Annotated in this window: 19 protein-coding genes; 12 read left to right on the plus strand and 7 right to left on the minus strand. The window is 68.1% G+C overall.

All coding sequences use genetic code 11. The features are described from left to right. The first annotated feature begins 26 nt into the window (after positions 1-26). Both AC0MAZ_RS18180 and AC0MAZ_RS18185 read left to right on the plus strand, forming a co-directional pair. The gene (locus AC0MAZ_RS18180; protein WP_475858780.1) at positions 27-797 is read left to right on the plus strand and encodes a class I SAM-dependent methyltransferase; all 771 of its coding nucleotides are present in this window, start codon (positions 27-29) and stop codon (positions 795-797) included. 338 nt (positions 798-1,135) lie between these two features. Continuing rightward, entirely contained in the window at positions 1,136-1,849 is a 714-nt protein-coding gene (locus tag AC0MAZ_RS18185; protein WP_203652464.1) for an MgtC/SapB family protein, read from the plus strand. Here AC0MAZ_RS18185 and dksA read toward each other — a convergent pair. From dksA to AC0MAZ_RS18200, 3 genes are all read right to left on the minus strand, one after another. After that, positions 1,846-2,253: an RNA polymerase-binding protein DksA gene (dksA, locus tag AC0MAZ_RS18190; RefSeq protein WP_203652463.1), complete on the minus strand. Its 408-nt coding sequence runs from the start codon at positions 2,251-2,253 to the stop codon at positions 1,846-1,848. The two genes, AC0MAZ_RS18185 and dksA, sit on opposite strands and share 4 nt — an antisense overlap. 220 nt (positions 2,254-2,473) lie before the next feature. Further along, positions 2,474-3,811 carry a dihydroorotase gene (locus AC0MAZ_RS18195; RefSeq protein ID WP_203652462.1) on the minus strand — a complete coding sequence of 446 codons (1,338 nt, stop codon included), beginning with the start codon at positions 3,809-3,811 and terminating at the stop codon, positions 2,474-2,476. Positions 3,812-3,813: 2 nt separating this feature from the next. Then, the gene (locus AC0MAZ_RS18200) at positions 3,814-4,374 is read right to left on the minus strand and encodes a gamma carbonic anhydrase family protein (RefSeq protein WP_062362175.1); all 561 of its coding nucleotides are present in this window, start codon (positions 4,372-4,374) and stop codon (positions 3,814-3,816) included. 268 nt (positions 4,375-4,642) lie between these two features. On the opposite strand from AC0MAZ_RS18200, the gene AC0MAZ_RS18205 reads away from it, so the two are divergent. The 3 genes from AC0MAZ_RS18205 to AC0MAZ_RS18215 all read left to right on the plus strand — a co-directional run bounded on the left by AC0MAZ_RS18205 (position 4,643) and on the right by AC0MAZ_RS18215 (position 7,972). Beyond that, positions 4,643-5,152: a GNAT family N-acetyltransferase gene (locus tag AC0MAZ_RS18205; RefSeq protein ID WP_254464252.1), complete on the plus strand. Its 510-nt coding sequence runs from the start codon at positions 4,643-4,645 to the stop codon at positions 5,150-5,152. A gap of 64 nt (positions 5,153-5,216) precedes the next feature. Next, positions 5,217-6,845 carry an MFS transporter gene (locus AC0MAZ_RS18210; RefSeq protein ID WP_203652460.1) on the plus strand — a complete coding sequence of 543 codons (1,629 nt, stop codon included), beginning with the start codon at positions 5,217-5,219 and terminating at the stop codon, positions 6,843-6,845. Further along, entirely contained in the window at positions 6,842-7,972 is a 1,131-nt protein-coding gene (locus AC0MAZ_RS18215) for an HlyD family secretion protein (protein WP_475858781.1), read from the plus strand. Before AC0MAZ_RS18210 ends, AC0MAZ_RS18215 begins: the two co-directional genes overlap by 4 nt. 5 nt (positions 7,973-7,977) lie before the next feature. On the opposite strand, the gene AC0MAZ_RS18220 is transcribed toward AC0MAZ_RS18215, so the two are convergent. Both AC0MAZ_RS18220 and AC0MAZ_RS18225 read right to left on the minus strand, forming a co-directional pair. Continuing rightward, positions 7,978-8,730, minus strand: a complete 753-nt coding sequence (locus AC0MAZ_RS18220) for an anti-sigma factor family protein (RefSeq protein ID WP_203652458.1) — start codon at positions 8,728-8,730, stop codon at positions 7,978-7,980. Continuing rightward, positions 8,727-9,245: a sigma-70 family RNA polymerase sigma factor gene (locus AC0MAZ_RS18225; protein ID WP_232856133.1), complete on the minus strand. Its 519-nt coding sequence runs from the start codon at positions 9,243-9,245 to the stop codon at positions 8,727-8,729. Before AC0MAZ_RS18225 ends, AC0MAZ_RS18220 begins: the two co-directional genes overlap by 4 nt. Positions 9,246-9,378: 133 nt before the next feature. Between AC0MAZ_RS18225 and AC0MAZ_RS18230 the strand changes: the two genes are divergently transcribed. From AC0MAZ_RS18230 to AC0MAZ_RS18250, 5 genes are all read left to right on the plus strand, one after another. Next, complete coding sequence (locus AC0MAZ_RS18230) at positions 9,379-10,425, plus strand: catalase family peroxidase (protein ID WP_475858782.1); 1,047 nt, start codon at positions 9,379-9,381, stop codon at positions 10,423-10,425. Continuing rightward, the gene (locus AC0MAZ_RS18235; protein ID WP_232856135.1) at positions 10,422-10,955 is read left to right on the plus strand and encodes a cytochrome b; all 534 of its coding nucleotides are present in this window, start codon (positions 10,422-10,424) and stop codon (positions 10,953-10,955) included. Before AC0MAZ_RS18230 ends, AC0MAZ_RS18235 begins: the two co-directional genes overlap by 4 nt. A 78-nt stretch (positions 10,956-11,033) precedes the next feature. Further along, complete coding sequence (locus AC0MAZ_RS18240) at positions 11,034-12,239, plus strand: MFS transporter (RefSeq protein ID WP_203652457.1); 1,206 nt, start codon at positions 11,034-11,036, stop codon at positions 12,237-12,239. Between the two features lie 79 nt (positions 12,240-12,318). Beyond that, a complete protein-coding gene (locus AC0MAZ_RS18245) occupies positions 12,319-12,864 on the plus strand; it encodes a cupin domain-containing protein (RefSeq protein ID WP_050705832.1) in 546 nt (181 codons plus the stop codon). A gap of 7 nt (positions 12,865-12,871) precedes the next feature. Beyond that, complete coding sequence (locus AC0MAZ_RS18250) at positions 12,872-13,159, plus strand: DUF7693 family protein (RefSeq protein ID WP_203652456.1); 288 nt, start codon at positions 12,872-12,874, stop codon at positions 13,157-13,159. 154 nt (positions 13,160-13,313) lie between these two features. On the opposite strand, the gene AC0MAZ_RS18255 is transcribed toward AC0MAZ_RS18250, so the two are convergent. Both AC0MAZ_RS18255 and AC0MAZ_RS18260 read right to left on the minus strand, forming a co-directional pair. Further along, positions 13,314-13,913, minus strand: a complete 600-nt coding sequence (locus AC0MAZ_RS18255; RefSeq protein ID WP_475858783.1) for a DsbA family protein — start codon at positions 13,911-13,913, stop codon at positions 13,314-13,316. 27 nt (positions 13,914-13,940) lie between these two features. After that, entirely contained in the window at positions 13,941-14,672 is a 732-nt protein-coding gene (locus AC0MAZ_RS18260; RefSeq protein ID WP_254464248.1) for an SDR family oxidoreductase, read from the minus strand. Between the two features lie 89 nt (positions 14,673-14,761). Here AC0MAZ_RS18260 and AC0MAZ_RS18265 point away from each other — a divergent pair, with 89 nt between their 5' ends. Then, positions 14,762-15,325 carry a TetR/AcrR family transcriptional regulator gene (locus tag AC0MAZ_RS18265; protein ID WP_232856139.1) on the plus strand — a complete coding sequence of 188 codons (564 nt, stop codon included), beginning with the start codon at positions 14,762-14,764 and terminating at the stop codon, positions 15,323-15,325. Next, positions 15,312-15,905, plus strand: coding sequence for an eCIS core domain-containing protein (locus AC0MAZ_RS18270; RefSeq protein ID WP_475858784.1), 594 nt, complete (start codon positions 15,312-15,314; stop codon positions 15,903-15,905). Before AC0MAZ_RS18265 ends, AC0MAZ_RS18270 begins: the two co-directional genes overlap by 14 nt. Positions 15,906-15,908: the final 3 nt, after the last annotated feature.

Raw genomic sequence — 15,908 nt, forward strand, 5'->3', positions numbered from 1 at the left:
CGCCAGGTCATTCGGAGGGATTTTCCATGAAGGATGTACACGTCTCAGCCAGCACCGGCTACACCCGCCAGTCGAGCAACTACGAGCAGGGCCGGCCCGACTATCCCAGCGCCTTGCAGGGCTGGCTGCGCGACACCCTGGGCATCGGCGCCGGCACCCCGGTCCTCGACCTGGGCGCTGGCACCGGCAAGTTCACCCGCCTGCTCGCCGCGTTGGCGCCGCGCCTGACGGCGGTGGAGCCGGTGGCCGCCATGCGCGAGCGATTCAGCGAGCGGCTGCCCGAGGTCCCGGTGCTCGAAGGCACCGCCCAGCACATCCCGCTGGCCGACGCCAGCCAGCAGGTGCTGGTCTGCGCCCAGGCCTTCCACTGGTTCGCCGACGCCGCTGCCCTGCGCGAAATGCACCGGGTGCTGGCGCCGGGCGGCCGCCTTGGGCTGATCTGGAACGTGCGTGACGAAGCGGTGGACTGGGTGGCGCGGATCACCGAGATCATCACCCCCTACGAGGGCGACACCCCACGCTTTCACACCGGTCGCTGGCGCGACGCCTTCGCGGGCAGCCGCTTCAGCGCGCCGCAACTGACCACCCTGCCCCACGTCCATGAAGGCAGCCCGCAGACGGTGATCCTCGAACGCCTGCGCTCGGTTAGCTTCATCGCCGCCCTGCCCCAGGCCGAACAGGACAGGGTCATGGCCCGGTTGCAGGAGCTGATCGACAACCACCCGGACCTCAAGGGCCGCGAGCGCATCGCCTTCCCCTACCGGACCCAGGCCTACGTCTGCCAGCGCCTGGTGTAACGCAATTGTCATGATTCACGCCTTGACCCTGCGCGGGTCGAGGCGTATGGTCCGCCGCGCACTCGAGCATCCCCCACACAGGAGTCCCCTGCATTGGACAGTAGCCCCAGTCGATTGCGACAGGCCCACACGGCGAGCTAGTCCGGCAGCGTTCCTGCCACTGTCTCGCCGCACACGGTAGACGGTGGTTCCCTTCGGCCCTGCGGGGCTGAACATTCCTCCTTCCTTTCCTGCCCTGCCACCTGGCATGGCACGTGGTCCTGCGCATTCCTCGCTTTCATTCGCGCCGTCTGCGGTCGGTGCTCGTGCGGGCCATCGCCCGCGGAACGGAGTTCGCTATGGATTGGAAAATCTTTCTGCTGCGCGTCAGTGTGGCCCTGCTGCTCGGTGCCCTGATCGGTGCCGAACGTCAACTGCGCCAGCGCCTGACGGGCCTGCGCACCAACGCCCTGGTCAGCACCGGCGCCTGCCTGTTCGTGCTGATGACCCAGGCCGTGCCGGGCATGGCACCCACCGATGCCTCACGCATCGCCGCCTATGTGGTGTCGGGCATCGGCTTTCTCGGCGGTGGCGTGATCATGCGCGACGGCTTCAACGTGCGCGGCCTGAACACCGCCGCCACCCTCTGGTGCACCGCCGCGGTCGGCGTGCTGTGCAGCCTCGGCTTGCTGCTGGAGGCCTCCCTGGGCAGCCTGGTGGTGCTGTGCGCCAACATCCTGCTGCGCGACCTCGCCCAGCGCCTGGACCGCCAGGACGTGGTGCCGGCCAGCGAGGTCGAGCAGCGCTACGAGGTGCGCATCGTCTGCCGCGCCGAGGACGAGATCCAGGTGCGCAGCCTGATGCTGCACAGCCTCAGCGACCCGGGCCTGCGCCTGCAGTCGCTGCACAGCGAGGACCTGGCCGATCCGGCACGCCTGGAAGTGCGCGCCGAGCTGCTCGGCACGCCGCAGGCGCCGACCCAGCTGGAGCGCCTGGTCGGGCGGGTGAGCCTGGAGAAAGGCGTGAGCGCGGTGCGCTGGCAATTGCAGGCCCAGGGTCTGCCCTCTGACTAGACGTCGTCGCGCACATGCCGTTCGCGCAGCTCCTGGCGTTCCTTGGCCTCGACGCACAGGGTGGCGGTGGGCCGCAGCAGCAGGCGGCGCAGGCCGATCGGCTCGCCGGTTTCCTCGCACCAGCCGTAATCGCCCCGGGCCAGGCGCTCCAGCGCCTGGTCGATCTTGTCCAGCAGCTTCTTCTCCCGCTCCAGCGAGCGCAGTTGCCAGTGACGTTCCTCCTCGGCGCTGCCGATGTCGGCGGGGTCGCTGTGCACTTCCTGTTCGCGCAGGGCGCGGAACTCCTGCTCGATGCGCGTCTGCAGCTCGCCGCGCTGGGTCAGCAGCAGGTTGCGGAAGAACTGGCGCTGGGGTTCGTTCATGTAGGCGCTGGCGGGTTGTTGCAGCAGTTGCTCTTCAGTCATGGGGGTAACTCCAGAATGCTGGGGGCGCGAGACCGCCCTCATGGAACAAAACGTAACTTGCTGACTTGAACAGCGTGGGAGCGGGCTTGCCCCGCGATGCGGTGTATGGCACCGGCTTTGCCGGTGATCGCGGGGCTAGCCCGCTCCCACGTTGGTGATGCGTGCTCTTCTGTTCCGTGCGCGACAGAGCAGCCCGAAGGGATGGGCGATCTGGGGGGATTCAGCGGTCGAACATCAAGGGCAAGCCCTGGCATTGGTCGCGTACCCGCCCCTGGTGCCAGGCCAGTTGCCCGGACACCACCGTGCTGCGCACCACATGGTGGAAGGCGCGCTGCTGGAACGGCGTCCAGCCGCAATGCGCCAGGATCGGGTCGTCCGCCACCGCCCGTGGGCTGGCCAGGCGCTCGACGATGGCGAAGTCCGCCCAATAGCCCTCGCGCAGGAAACCGCGTTCGCGGATAGCGAACAGTTCGGCCACTGCGTGGCTGGTCTTGTTCACCACCTGGGCCATGCTCAGCACCCCTTCGCAGACCAGCTCCAACGCCGCCGGCAAGGCATGCTGCACCAGCGGCAGGCCCGACGGCGCACGGGTATACACCCGGCGCTTTTCCTCCAGGGTATGCGGCGCATGGTCGGTGCCGATCACATCGATGCGATCGCGAGCCAGGGCCTTGCGCAGGGCATCGCGGTCGGTGCCGGTCTTGATCGCCGGATTGCACTTGATCAGGTGGCCGAGGCTGGCGTAGTCGCTGTCGTCGAACAGCAGGTGGTGCAGGCACACCTCGGCGGTGATGTGCTTGCCGCTCACCGGGCCCGGTTGGAACAATGCCAGTTCCCGCACCGTGGTCAGGTGCAGCACGTGCAGGCGCGTGCCGAAGCGCCGGGCCAACTCCACCGCCAGGCTCGAGGAGCGGTAGCAGGCATCGGCGTCGCGGATCAGCGGGTGCGCGGCCGGGGGAATGAACTCTCCGTGGCGGGCCCGCCACCAGCCCTCGTTCTCGAGGATGCTCGGGGTGTGCTCGCAGTGCGCCAGGACGATGGTCGGCGCATAGACGAAGAGCTTTTCCAGCACCTGCGGATCGTCCACCAGCATGTCGCCGGTGGAGGCCCCCATGAACACCTTGATCCCGGCCACTTCGCGCGGGTCGAGGGCGGCGATGGTGTCGAGGTTGTCGCGGCTCACGCCGAAGTGGAAGCCATAGTTGGCCCGCGAACTCGCCGCCGCCCGTCGCTTCTTGTCGGCCAGCGCCTCCAGGGTCAGGGTCGGCGGGTTGGTGTTGGGCATGTCCATGTAGCTGGTGATGCCCCCGGCCACCGCCGCCCGCGACTCGCTGGCGATGCTGCCCTTGTGCGGCGCCCCCGGCTCGCGGAAATGCACCTGGTCGTCGATCATCCCCGGCAGCAGCCAGGCGCCCCGGGCATCGATCTCCAGCGCCGCCCGGGCATTGTCGAGGCTGCCGGCGATCCGCTCGATGCGCCCGTGGCGCACCAGCAGGTCGCCTTCGAACTCGCGCCCTTCATTGACCAGCCGTGCGTTGCGCACCAGCAATGTGTCCATGTTCAGAACTCGTTCTGCAGGGCCTTGTAGCCCTGGACCAGGTCGATGTTGGTGCGCGCCACGTCCTCGGAGAACTCCGAGGCCGACACGCTGACCGGCGGGTAACGCTCCAGGTCGGTGTGCGGGCCGATGTGCTCGGTGGGCGGCACATAGAAGCGCGGTGGCAGGTCGCGACCGTCGACCACCGAGTTGTGCCGCACCACGCTGCCGTCGCCGACCTTGCAGTTGAACAGCACGCTGTTGAAACCGATGAACACCCGGTCACCGACCTCGCACGGACCATGGACGATGGAGCGGTGGGCGATCGAGCTGTACTGGCCGATGCGCACCGCCGCGCCGGACTTGGAGTGGATCACCACGCCGTCCTGGATATTGGAGTTGGCACCGATGACGATCGGCTGCATGTCGCCGCTGCCGTCCACCTCGTCGGCGCGGATCACCGCATAGGGGCCGACGAACACGTTGTCGTGGATGATCACCTTGCCGCAGATGATGGCGGTGTGATCGATATAGGCCGATTCGGCGATTTGCGGGAGATGGCCGGAGGGGTTTCTGCGGATCACGGTGGAGGCCCTGGATGAAAGGAAGACCATAAATGTTACGTTATAACAATTACAATGCAACACCTTCACACGCCGATCTGGCAAACTCCACTCTTCCTGCGCAGATTGGAACAGCGTGGGAGCGGGCTAGCCCCGCGATCACCGGCAAAGCCGGTGCCAAGCACCGCGACGCCTGCTTCGCGGCAAGCCCGCTCCCACAGGGGTACAGTTCTTTATGCAACAGCGCAGCCCAATGGGCTGCGCGATTTCCTACAGGCCCTGATCCACCATGCACGTGCGCCCCACCCTCGTCAGCGACATCCCCCTGCTCCCTACCCTGGAACGCTCTGCGGCCCAGGCTTTCCGGCAATTGCCGCACCTGGCCTGGCTGGCCGACAGCGATGTGATGAACGAAGCCGAGCACCTGACGTTCGTCACCGAGGGCGGCAGCTGGGTTGCCGTGGATGGCCGGGACCTGCCGCTGGGTTTTCTCTGCGCCAGCACCACAGGCGACGCCCTGCACATCCATGAGATATCGGTCCGCCAGGAAGCCCAGGGCCAGGGCCTGGGTCGCGGCCTGCTGGACCAGGCGCGTACAGCCGCGCGCCTGAACGGCCTGGCCTGGCTGACCCTGACCACCTTCGACGATGTCCCCTGGAATGCCCCGTTCTACGCCCGCTATGGTTTCGAGCGCATCCCCGCGCCGCAGCTTGATGCGCGCCTGCAAGGCATCCTTGCCGGCGAGCTGGCCCATGGCCTGGGCAATCGCTGCGCCATGCGCCTGGCGCTCGGCGTTTGAGCGATGATTTCATCCAAACGGCCATTGACGTAGAGTCGGATCACCTGCGGTAACGGACAACCCGATGGACAAGTACGCCCCCCGCCAGTGGCTCCCCCATGAGAAGCCCAGCCTGCCCGGCTCGCCCTCGACGCCGCTGCACGCCCCGGCCAAGCGCCTGGCCTTCGGCCTGGTCGGCCTGCTGGTGGCCATCACGGGCGGCCTGGGCAACGCCCTGGTGGTCGCCAACCTGCCGTTCCTGCAGGGCGCGCTGGGTGCCACCAGTGCCGAAATGGCCTGGCTGCCGGCGGCCTTCGTGATGACCAACGTGTCGATGAACCTGCTGCTGGTGAAGTTCCGCCAGGAGTTCGGCCTGCGCGCCTTCACCGAGGTGTTCCTGGTGCTCTATGCCCTGGTCACCCTCGCCCACCTGTTCGTCAACGACCTCAACTCGGCCATCGCCGTGCGCGCCGCCCATGGCATGGTCGGCGCCGCGCTGAGTTCGCTGGGCCTGTACTACATGATCCAGGCCTTCCCCGCGCAGTGGCGGCTCAAGGCGATGGTCCTGGGCCTTGGCGCCTCGCAGCTGGCGGTGCCGCTGGCCCGGGTGTTCTCCGAGGACCTGCTGCAGATCGCCGAGTGGCGGGGGCTGTACCTGTTCGAGTTGGGCTTGGCCCTGGCCGCGCTGGGCTGCGTGCTGCTGCTCAAGCTGCCCCCCGGCGATCGCTTCAAGACCTTCGAGCCCCTGGATTTCCTCACCTTCACCCTGATGGCCAGCGGCACCGCCCTGCTCTGCGCGGCGCTGTCGCTGGGGCGCATCGACTGGTGGCTGGACGCGCCGTGGATCGGCGTCGCCCTGGCGTGCTCCATCGCCCTGATCCTCTCGGGCCTGGCCATCGAGCACAACCGCAGCAACCCGCTGCTGATGACCCGCTGGCTGGGCAGCGGCGCGATCATCCGCCTGGCCCTGTGCGTGATCCTGATCCGCATGGTGATCTCCGAGCAGTCCACCGGCGCCGTGGGTTTCCTCCAGGCGCTGAACATGGGCAACGAGCAGATGCGCGCGCTGTACGCGGTGATGCTGCTGGGCGCGGTCACGGGGCTGACCACCAGCGCCCTGACCATCAACCCCCAGCACCTGGTGCTGCCGCTGTTCATCTCCCTGGCGGCCATGGCCACCGGCGCTTTCATGGACAGTACCTCGAGCAACCTGACCCGTCCGGCGCAGATGTACCTCAGCCAGTTCCTCCTGGCCTTCGGCAGCACGTTCTTCGTCGGCCCGTCGATGGCGCTGGGCATCGGCCATGTGCGCGCCAACCCGCGCAACCTGGTGAGCTTCTCGGTGCTGTTCGGTATCTGCAACAACCTCGGCGGGCTGATCGGCTCGGCGCTGCTGGGCACCTTCCAGACCGTGCGCGAGAAATTCCACTCCAACCAGCTGATGGATCGCCTGAGCGCCCTGGAACCCTTGGTCAGCGCCCGCGTGCAGGGCGGTGGCGCCGGTTACGCCGGGGTGTTCGCCGACCCGGCGCTGCGCAACGAGGCCGGCATGCGCCTGCTGGCCAACGCTGCGACCCGCGAGGCCAATGTGCTGGCCTACAACGATGTGTTCATGCTGATCGGCGCCATCGCTATCCTGACCATGATCTGGATCTTCATCCGCAGCCTGTACCTGCGCTACAACCACTCCACCAGCGGTACCCCGAGCCGATGACCCAAGAGACGCCAACGACCACCACCACCGCCATCGCCGAAACCCCGGAAGGCGCGCAACCACCCAGCGAACCGACCAGCCCGGCGCGCAGCCGGCGGGTGCGCCTGCTGTCGTCGCTGAGCTTCGCCGCCGTGGCCCTGGCCGGCATCCTGCTGGTGCTGTACGCCTGGCGCCTGCCGCCGTTCAGCAGCGCCATCGAGAGCACCGAGAACGCCCTGGTGCGCGGCCAGGTGACGATTATCGGGCCACAACTGGGCGGCTATATCGTCGAGGTGCCGGTGCACGACTTCCAGTTCGTCAAGCAGGGCGACCTGCTGGTGCGCCTGGATGACCGTATCTACATCCAGCGCCTGGCCCAGTCCATCGCCCAGCTCAAACAGCAGGAGGCGGCGCTGGCCAACAACCTGCAGCAGCGCAACAGCGCCGAGGCCGGCATCGCCCAGCGTCAGGCCGCGATCAGCGACGCCGCGGCCCAGGCCGACAAGGCCAAGGCCGACCTGCAGCGCAACCAGGCGCTGGTCAGCGACGGCTCGGTGTCGCGCCGCGAACTGGACCTGAGCCGCGCCAGCCATGCCGCCGCCGTCGCCAGCCTGGCCCAGGCCAGGGCCGCGCTGGAAATCGCCCGCCAGGACCGCGAGACGGTAATCGTCAACCGTGCCGCGCTGCAGGCCTCGGTGGAGAATGCCAGGGCCGCCGTGGAGCTGGCCCGCATCGACCTGGACAACACCCGGGTCAAGGCGCCGCGGGACGGCCAACTGGGGCAGATCGGCACCCGGCTGGGCGCCTACGTCAATCCCGGCGCGCAGTTGATGGCGCTGGTGCCGGACACCTTGTGGGTGATCGCCAACCTGAAGGAAACGCAGATGGCCAAGGTGCGCATCGGCCAACCCGCCACCTTCACCGTCGATGCGCTCAACCACCTGAAGCTGCGCGGCCACGTGCAGCAGATCTCCCCGGCCACCGGCTCGGAATTCGCCCTGCTGCAGGCCGACAACGCCACCGGCAACTTCGTCAAGATCGCCCAGCGCATCCCGGTGCGGATCACCGTCGATGGCGACCAGCCCGAGGCCAGGCAGCTGCGGCCGGGGATGTCGGTGGTGGTGAGCATCGATACCCGGGACAGGTGACTGGCCTACAGGCTGACGCCGAGCGCCCGGCGCACCTGCTCGCCACGGGCATCATCCACCGCACTGACCAGGGCGAAGTTGTAGTCGCCGTGGGACCAGTAGCGGGCCTGCAACTGGCCGTCGGTGCGCTGGCCGCTGGGCATGCGCTCGAAGTGTTCGCCGGGCGAGCGCAGGAACAGGCTGATGCGCAGCCCTTGGCGGTCCTGGAACACCAGCAGCGCCGCCGGCCCCGCCTCGTTGCTCAGCAGGCGTGCGCCCACCGGCTGCAGACCATAGCCAGACAGGTCCGGCAATTGGCCGACACGGTTGAAGTGACGTCCCAGCCAGGCCTGCAGCCGCGCCGGATCACTGGCCTGGATATCCAGCGTGCTTGCATCGGCGAACAATCGGTGGGCCTCCACCGCATCGGCCATGGGCAACATGCCGGCGAACAGCGTCGCCTCACGTGCCTGCCAGCCGCCCAGGCCGCCCAGGCCCACGGCCAGCAGCAATACCGCCGCCTGTGCCAGGCGCCATTGCCGACGCTGGCGCAGGCGGCGGCGCAGGGGCGCCAGGTCCAGCGCCGGATCGCTGGGCTGCTCGCCGAAGCCGGCCAGGGCCGCCCGCAGGCGCCGGGCATCGCCGCGCCAGGCCTCGATCCGCGCCGCATCCTCGGGATTGACCGCCAGCCACGCCTCGACCTCGGCCCGGCGAGCCGGCTCCAGGCGCTCGTCGACATAGGCGTGCAACTCGTGCTCGGTGGGGATCAGGCGCGTCATTTGAGTCTCCGCAGGGCCGGGGGCGTGGGGTTGCCCTCGGTCAGTTCACGCAGGGCGGCACGGGCACGCGACAGGCGCGACATCACCGTGCCGATGGGAATGCCGAGGGTGTCGGCCGCCTCCTTGTAGCTCAGGCCTTCGACGCTGACCAGCAGCAACAGGGCGCGTTGCTCCGCCGACAGCCGGGCGAAGGCGCGCAGATCGGCCTGGGCCAGGACGATGCTCTCGATCTCGCCACCGGCCGGTTCCTCGGCCTGGCCCCGACCGAACCAGGCCAGCCAGCGGGCGTGCAGGCGCTCGCGGCGCTTGCCGTCGAGGAACAGCCGGTAAAGGATGGTGAACAGCCAGGGCCGCAGGCTGTCGGCGTCGCGCTGCTGGCCACGGCGGCTCAGGGCACGCTCGACCGTGGCCTGGACCAGGTCGTCGGCGCCGCCGGGCTCGCGGGTCAGCCACAGGGCGAAGCGGCGCAGGCGTTGCAGCAGCTCGCGCCATTGTTGGTCGTCCAGATCGTGCATGGTCGGGTTCCGGGCCCCAATGGGCAGTCAGTGTAATGGGCAGACGGCCCGGCACGAAATCTATTCCCCCGGCGGGAATAAATCGTTCGCCCTTGCGTCGTACCGGCTCATCCCACCTGACCGGAGCGTCCCCATGACCACTCCCCTGCATGGCACCGCCAAGGCCCTGCGCCTGGCCGCCATCGGCGCCACCCTCGCCGCCCTCGGAGCGGGCTTCGCCTATGCCGCCGGCTGGATCGGCGCGCCAGGGCTGACCCCGCAGCGCATCATCGACACCTTCGAGGCCCAGGCCGGCCATTATCCCGGCTATCGGAAAAACCATGCCAAAGGTCTGTGCGTCAGCGGTTACTTCCAGGCCAGCGGGCAGGCTGCGGCGCTCTCCAGCGCCCGCGTCTTCAGCCAGGCCCAGGTGCCGGTGATCGGTCGTTTCGCCATCGGCGGCGCCAACCCCTTCGCCCCGGACACCGCCATACCGGTACGCAGCCTGGCCATCCAGTTGAGCAGCGACGACGGCCAGGTCTGGCGCACCGGCATGAACAACCCGCCGGTGCTGGCGGTGAGCACGCCCGAGGCGTTCTACCAGCAGGTGCTGGCCGGGGCGCCCGACCCGGCCACCGGCAAGCCGGACCCAGCGAAGCTGCAGGCGTTTTTCGCCAGCCACCCGGAAAGCGCGGCGTTTCGCCAGTGGGCGGCCAGCTACAAGCCCAGCGACAGCTTCGCCAGCACCGCCTACAACAGCATCAATGCCTTTCGCCTGATCGATGCCCAGGGCAACGCCCACCCGGTACGCTGGGCCCTGGAGCCGCAGACAACGTTCGCCGCCCTGCCCGCCCAGGTCGATGACCAGCAGTTCCTCCAGCACGACCTGCAGCAACGCCTGGCCCAGGGCCCGCTGCGCTGGACCCTGCGCCTGACCCTGGCCGAGCCCGGCGACCCGGTGGACGACCCTGCCCGTCCCTGGCCCGTCGAACGTCGCAGCATCGACGCCGGCACCCTGGTGCTGGAACGGGTCGACGGCCCCGAGCAAGGCGCTTGCCGCGACCTGAACTTCGACCCGCTGATCCTGCCCCACGGCATCGAACCGTCCGCCGACCCGATCCTCGCCGCCCGCTCGGCCGCCTATTCAGTGTCGTTCAACCGCCGCAGCCACGAAGCGCTGAGCGAAGGAGCCCGCCCATGACCGCCACCGCCTTCCACCCCCTGGCCCGCCTGCTGCACTGGCTGATGGCCGCGCTGATCCTGGCCATGCTGTTCATCGGCGTGAACATGGTCGGCGACCTGTCGCCACGGCATCCGCTGCTGGTCGAGCTGCACAAGGCCACAGGCCTGGCCCTGCTGGTGCTGGTGATCCTGCGTATCGCCTTGCGCCTGGCCCTGCCACACCCGGCGCTGCCCGGCGACCTGCCGCGCCTGCAACGGCTGGCCGCCGGCGCCTCGCACCTGCTGCTGTACGGCCTGATGCTGGCCATGCCGCTGCTCGGCTGGGCCATGCTCTCGGCCGGTGGCTATCCACGGCCCCTGCAACTGCCCGCCATCGCCCCCCACGACTTGCAGTTGTACGCCATACTGCGCCAGGCCCACGGCTGGGCCGGCTACCTGCTGTTCGCCACCGTGCTGCTGCACCTGGGGGCGGCGTTGGTGCATGCCCTGGTGCGCCGCGACGGCGTCTTGCGTAGCATGTGGCCAGGCCCGCTGCGCCGCAGTGAATGAGCATTGCCGGGGTCGACACATGTAAATAATTATTACTAACATTGGCGCTCATTTCGTCGAACTGCCCCGGACTGCCCCATGAACGTTGCAAAGGACCCTGCCGCCTTGACCCCGTCCAGCACCCTGGACCTGCGTCCACTGATGCTGGTGAACATGGCCTGCACCATGTCGATGATGGCCTTCGTCGCCCTGATCGGCCCCATCGCCCGCCTGCTGGGCATGGCCACCTGGCAGGCCGGCGCGGCGGTGACCGTGGCCGGCGTGGTCTGGGTGCTGCTGGCGCGGCCCTGGGGGCGCCTGGCCGACCGCTATGGCCGGCGCCGCGTACTGTTGCTGGGCAGCGGCGGCTTCACCCTGGCCTACTGGGTGCTGTGCCTGTTCATCGACGGCGCATTGCGCTGGCTGCCGGGCGCGAGCGTGGCGTTCTTCGGGCTGATGCTGGCCCGCGGCCTGATCGGCGCCTTCTATGCCGCGCTGCCGGTGGGCGGCAATGCCCTGATTGCCGACCATGTCGAGCCCCAGCGCCGGGCGCGGGCCATGGCTTCGCTGGGCGCGGCCAATGCCGTCGGCCTGGTGGTCGGCCCGGCACTGGCCGCGCTGCTGTCGCGCTACAGCCTGAGCCTGCCGTTCTATGCCATGTCGCTGCTGCCGGCCACGGCGTTCGTGGTGCTGCTGTTCAAGCTCAAGCCGCAGCCACTGGCACACGTTCATGCGCCCAATCCGGTGCGCCTGTCCGATCCACGCCTGCGCCGCCCGTTGCTGGTGGCCTTCAGCGCCATGCTGAGCATCACCGTGTCGCAGATCGCCGTCGGTTTCTTCGCCCTCGATCGCCTGCACCTGGAGGCCGGCGACGCCGCCCAGGCCGCGGGCATCGCCCTGACCTGCGTGGGCGTGGCGCTGATGCTGGCGCAGGTGTTCCTGCGCAGGCTCGAGTGGCCGCCGGCGAAAATGATCCGTGTCGGCGCCAGCATCTCCGGCCTGGGCTTCGCTGCCGCAGCGCTGGCAACCCACGCACCCTGGCTGTGGAGCGCATTCTTCGTCGCTGCGTTTGGCATGGGCTTCGTCTTCCCGGCATTCTCCGCCCTGGCGGCCAACGCCATGCACGCCAGCGAACAGGGTGCCACGGCCGGCTCGATCGGCGCCGCCCAGGGCATGGGCGCGGTGATCGGGCCGCTGGCCGGCACCCTGGTCTATGCCCTCGACCCGCGCCTGCCGTTCCTTGCCGTGGGTGCCCTGCTGTTGTTGGTGGGGCTGTGGCCGGCAGCGAGCGACCAGCGTCACTGAGACGCACAGCGCGCAAGCCTGCAGAGTGTGTTTTAATGCCTCGCCCATTATTTTTGACACCTCTGCAAACAAGGCGGCTATGGACACGGGGACACGACTCAAACTGGTGCGTGAACGCAACAACCTCTCCCAACGGGAACTGGCCCGCCGCAGCGGGCTGACCAACTCGACGATCTCGCAGATCGAGCAGAACCGGGTCAGCCCTTCGGTCAGTTCCCTCAAGAAACTGCTCGAAGGGATCCCCATGTCCCTGGCGGAGTTCTTCAGTTTCGACGAGCCGGTGCGCGAGGAACGTTACGTTTTCCGTGGCGGCGAGCAGCCCGACCTGGGCCGTAACGGCCTGCGCATGCTGCTGGTCGGTGCGAGTGTCGAAGGCCGGCAGATGCGCATGCTGCGCGAGCTGTATGCGCCGGGCGCCGATTCCGGCGAGCCGATCGTCCACGCCGAAGGCGAGGAATGCGGCCTGGTCACCCGAGGCACCATGGAGCTGTGGGTCGATGGCCAGGTCAGCGTGCTTAACGCCGGCGATGGTTACTACATCCCTACCACCCTGCCCCACACCTTCAAGAACATCGGCCCCGACGAGGCCGAGATCATCAGCGCCAATACCCCGGCGAACTTCTGATCCGCCCATGACCACCGTCGCCAGCCGTGAGGCGTACCAGTGCCTGCGTGACGCCGCCCTTGGCGTCCGATCGCTGGTAACGGTCGCCCGCCTGGCCGGCGGGCAGGTCGAGGTGCTAGTCGACGGCTGGCGCCTGAGCCTGGTGCTGGACAGCGAGGGACTGGCCCACTGCAGCCACTGCCAGAGCCCGGATGGGCGCCAGGGCACGCTGGACGACTGGCACCGCTATGGCACCAATCCGGTGGATCACCTGAGCCTCTGGGAACGCGATCAAATAGAACGACTGTTGGTCTGATCCATGTGCAATCCCCTGTAGGAGCGGCCTTGTGTCGCGAAAGGGGCGCGAAGCGGCCCCAGGGTTCAGCGTTGACGCAAAGATCGCCGGGGCCGCTTCGCGCCCCTTTCGCGGCACAAGGCCGCTCCTACAGGGGGGTGGCATGGCCAGATCGTCATGCCTGCCGGGCCAAAGCCTGCTCGACGAAATCCAGCCGGTCCTGGCCGAAGAACATCTGCCCGTCGACGAAGAATGTCGGCGCCCCGAACACGCCACGTTCGACCGCCTCCTCGGTAGCTTTGCGCAAGGCGTCCTTGACCTCGGGCCGCGCGGCCAGTTCCTGGAACATCTCGGCCTCGAAGCCTCCTGCGGCCAAGGTCTCACCCAATACCGCAGGGTCTCCCAGATTGCGTCCGTGCACGAACAGCCCCTCGAACAGCACCTTCAACAGCGCCTCGAATCGCGCTTCGGCAAACAACTGGACGCCAGTCAGCCCGCGCATCAGGTTCAGGGTGTTTACCGGAAACCCTGGCGGCAGGGTCAGGGGCACGCCATAGCGGTCGGCGTAGCGCTTGAGGTCGATGCGCATATAGCGCCCCTTGGCCGGCACCATGACCGGCGAGGCGTTGCCGGTGGCCTGGAACACCCCGCCCAGCAGAATCGGCTTGTACACCAACCGCGCCCCGTGACGCGCGCACAGGGCGGGTAGCTGGGTCGAGGCCAGGTAAGTGGCCGGGCTGCCCAGGTCCAGGAAGAACTCGACGGTCTTGCTCATGATTCGTTCCTTGTATGAGGGTGGGACTTACCAGCGCTCCATCCACGGGCGCAGGTCAAGTTCGAAGGTCCAGGCATCCCGTGGCTGGGCATGCAGGAACCAGTAGCTGTCGGCGATGTGCGCAGGGTCCAGGATGCCGTCCTGGTCCTTGAGCGCATAGCGTTCGGGGAAGCTGTCGCGGATGAACGCGGTGTCGATGGCGCCGTCGACCACCACATGGGCGACATGGATGTTGCGCGGCCCAAGCTCGCGCGCCATGCTCTGGGCCAAGGCGCGCAGGCCATGCTTGGCCCCGGCGAAGGCGGCGAAACCGGCCGCCCCGCGGGTACCGGCGGTGGCGCCGGTAAAGACGATGGTGCCGCGCTCGCGGGTCACCATGCGCCGGGCGACCGCCTGGGCGGTGAGAAAGCCGGCGAAGCAGGCCATTTCCCAGATCTTGAAGTACTTGCGCGGGGTTTCCTCGAGGATGCTGCACGGAACATTGGCGCCGATATTGAAGACAAAGGCGTCGATCGGGCCGATATCCCGCTCGATGGTCTCGACCAGCTCGGCGACCTCTTCTTCCTTGCGCGCATCGGACCCGAAGCCATGGGCCTGGCCACCTGCGGCGCGGATCTCATCGACCAGCGGCTGCAGTTTTTCCACCTGGCGCCGGGTCACGCAGGCGACATACCCCTCGCGGGCGAAACGCTTGGCGATCTCGCCCCCGGTGGCGTCGCCCGCGCCGATCACCAGCACGACCTTTTGTTGTTCTGCCATGGACCGCTCCATTGATGAATGATCGTTTAGTAAACGAACGCTATGCTACGATCAGCCTATCGTCAAGCCCGCGCCAAGAGGTTCCGCGCATGCGCTACAGCACCGACCACAAGCAACAGACCCGCGAAAAGCTGCTGGCCAGCAGCGGCGCCCTGGCCAAGCGCGGGGGTTTCGCCGCCACCGGTGTGGCCGGGCTGATGAAGGCCATCGGCCTGACCGGCGGCGCCTTCTACAACCATTTCCCGTCCAAGGACGACCTGTTCAGCGAGATCGTCCGCCGCGAACTGGCCAACAGCCCGTTGGCGCGTCTGGTCGAGCGTGGCACCGATCGGCCCCGGCTCAAGCGCCTGCTCGAGCAATACCTGAGCCTGGCCCACCTGCACAATGCCGAGGGCGGCTGCCCACTACCGCCACTGGGGGTGGAGATCGCCCGCGCCGAGCGACCGGTGCGCGAACAGGCCGAACACTGGCTGGTGGAGCTGCACCAGGCGTGGAGCGAGACCCTCGACGACTCCGAGCTGGCCTGGGCCTTGCTCAGTCAGTGCGTCGGCGCACTGGTGGTGGGCCGTATGCTGGCCAGCGAGCCGGTGCAGGCGCAGGTGCTGGACGCCAGCCGCAAACTGGTCGGACGGGTCTTCGATGAGGCTCGCTAGTACGCTGCTGGGACTGCTGTTGACTCTGCCCGCCTTCGCCCAGGACAGCTGCCCGGTCGGGCAATACCAGGTATGCCTGGTGGTGTGTTTCTGCGCGCCCATCGACCCCAACCAGGGCGGCCAGGTGCTGCAGGATGTCGAGCGCATGGCCAGCGGCAGCCTGGTGTTCGCCCTGCGCCAGGCCCGTGACGAGGCCACCGCCAGCGGCAGCCAGCCGATTCCCCTGCATATCCGCGCCCAGCTCGAGCCCTGGTACGATTTCGCCGTGCTCGACGCGGCGCGCTACCGGGTGGGCGATGAACAGCAGATCAGCGCCGCCAACGCATTGCTGCAGAACCCGGACGTCAACGCGGTGACCCTGATCGACACCATCATTTTCCGTCGCAGCGCCGATGCCGAGGACAACGTGGCGCTGTGGGCCCATGAGCTCAAGCATGTGCAGCAGTACCAGGAACTGGGGGTGGAGGAATTCGCCAGGCGCTATACCCGGGATTACCAGGCACTGGAGGGGCCGGCCTACGATATCGAGGCGAAAGTGGCCAAGGCGTTGCGTGAGAAGGCATCCGGCGGGCCACGCTGACTG

The sequence above is a fragment of the Pseudomonas sp. A genome, assembly GCF_056270345.1.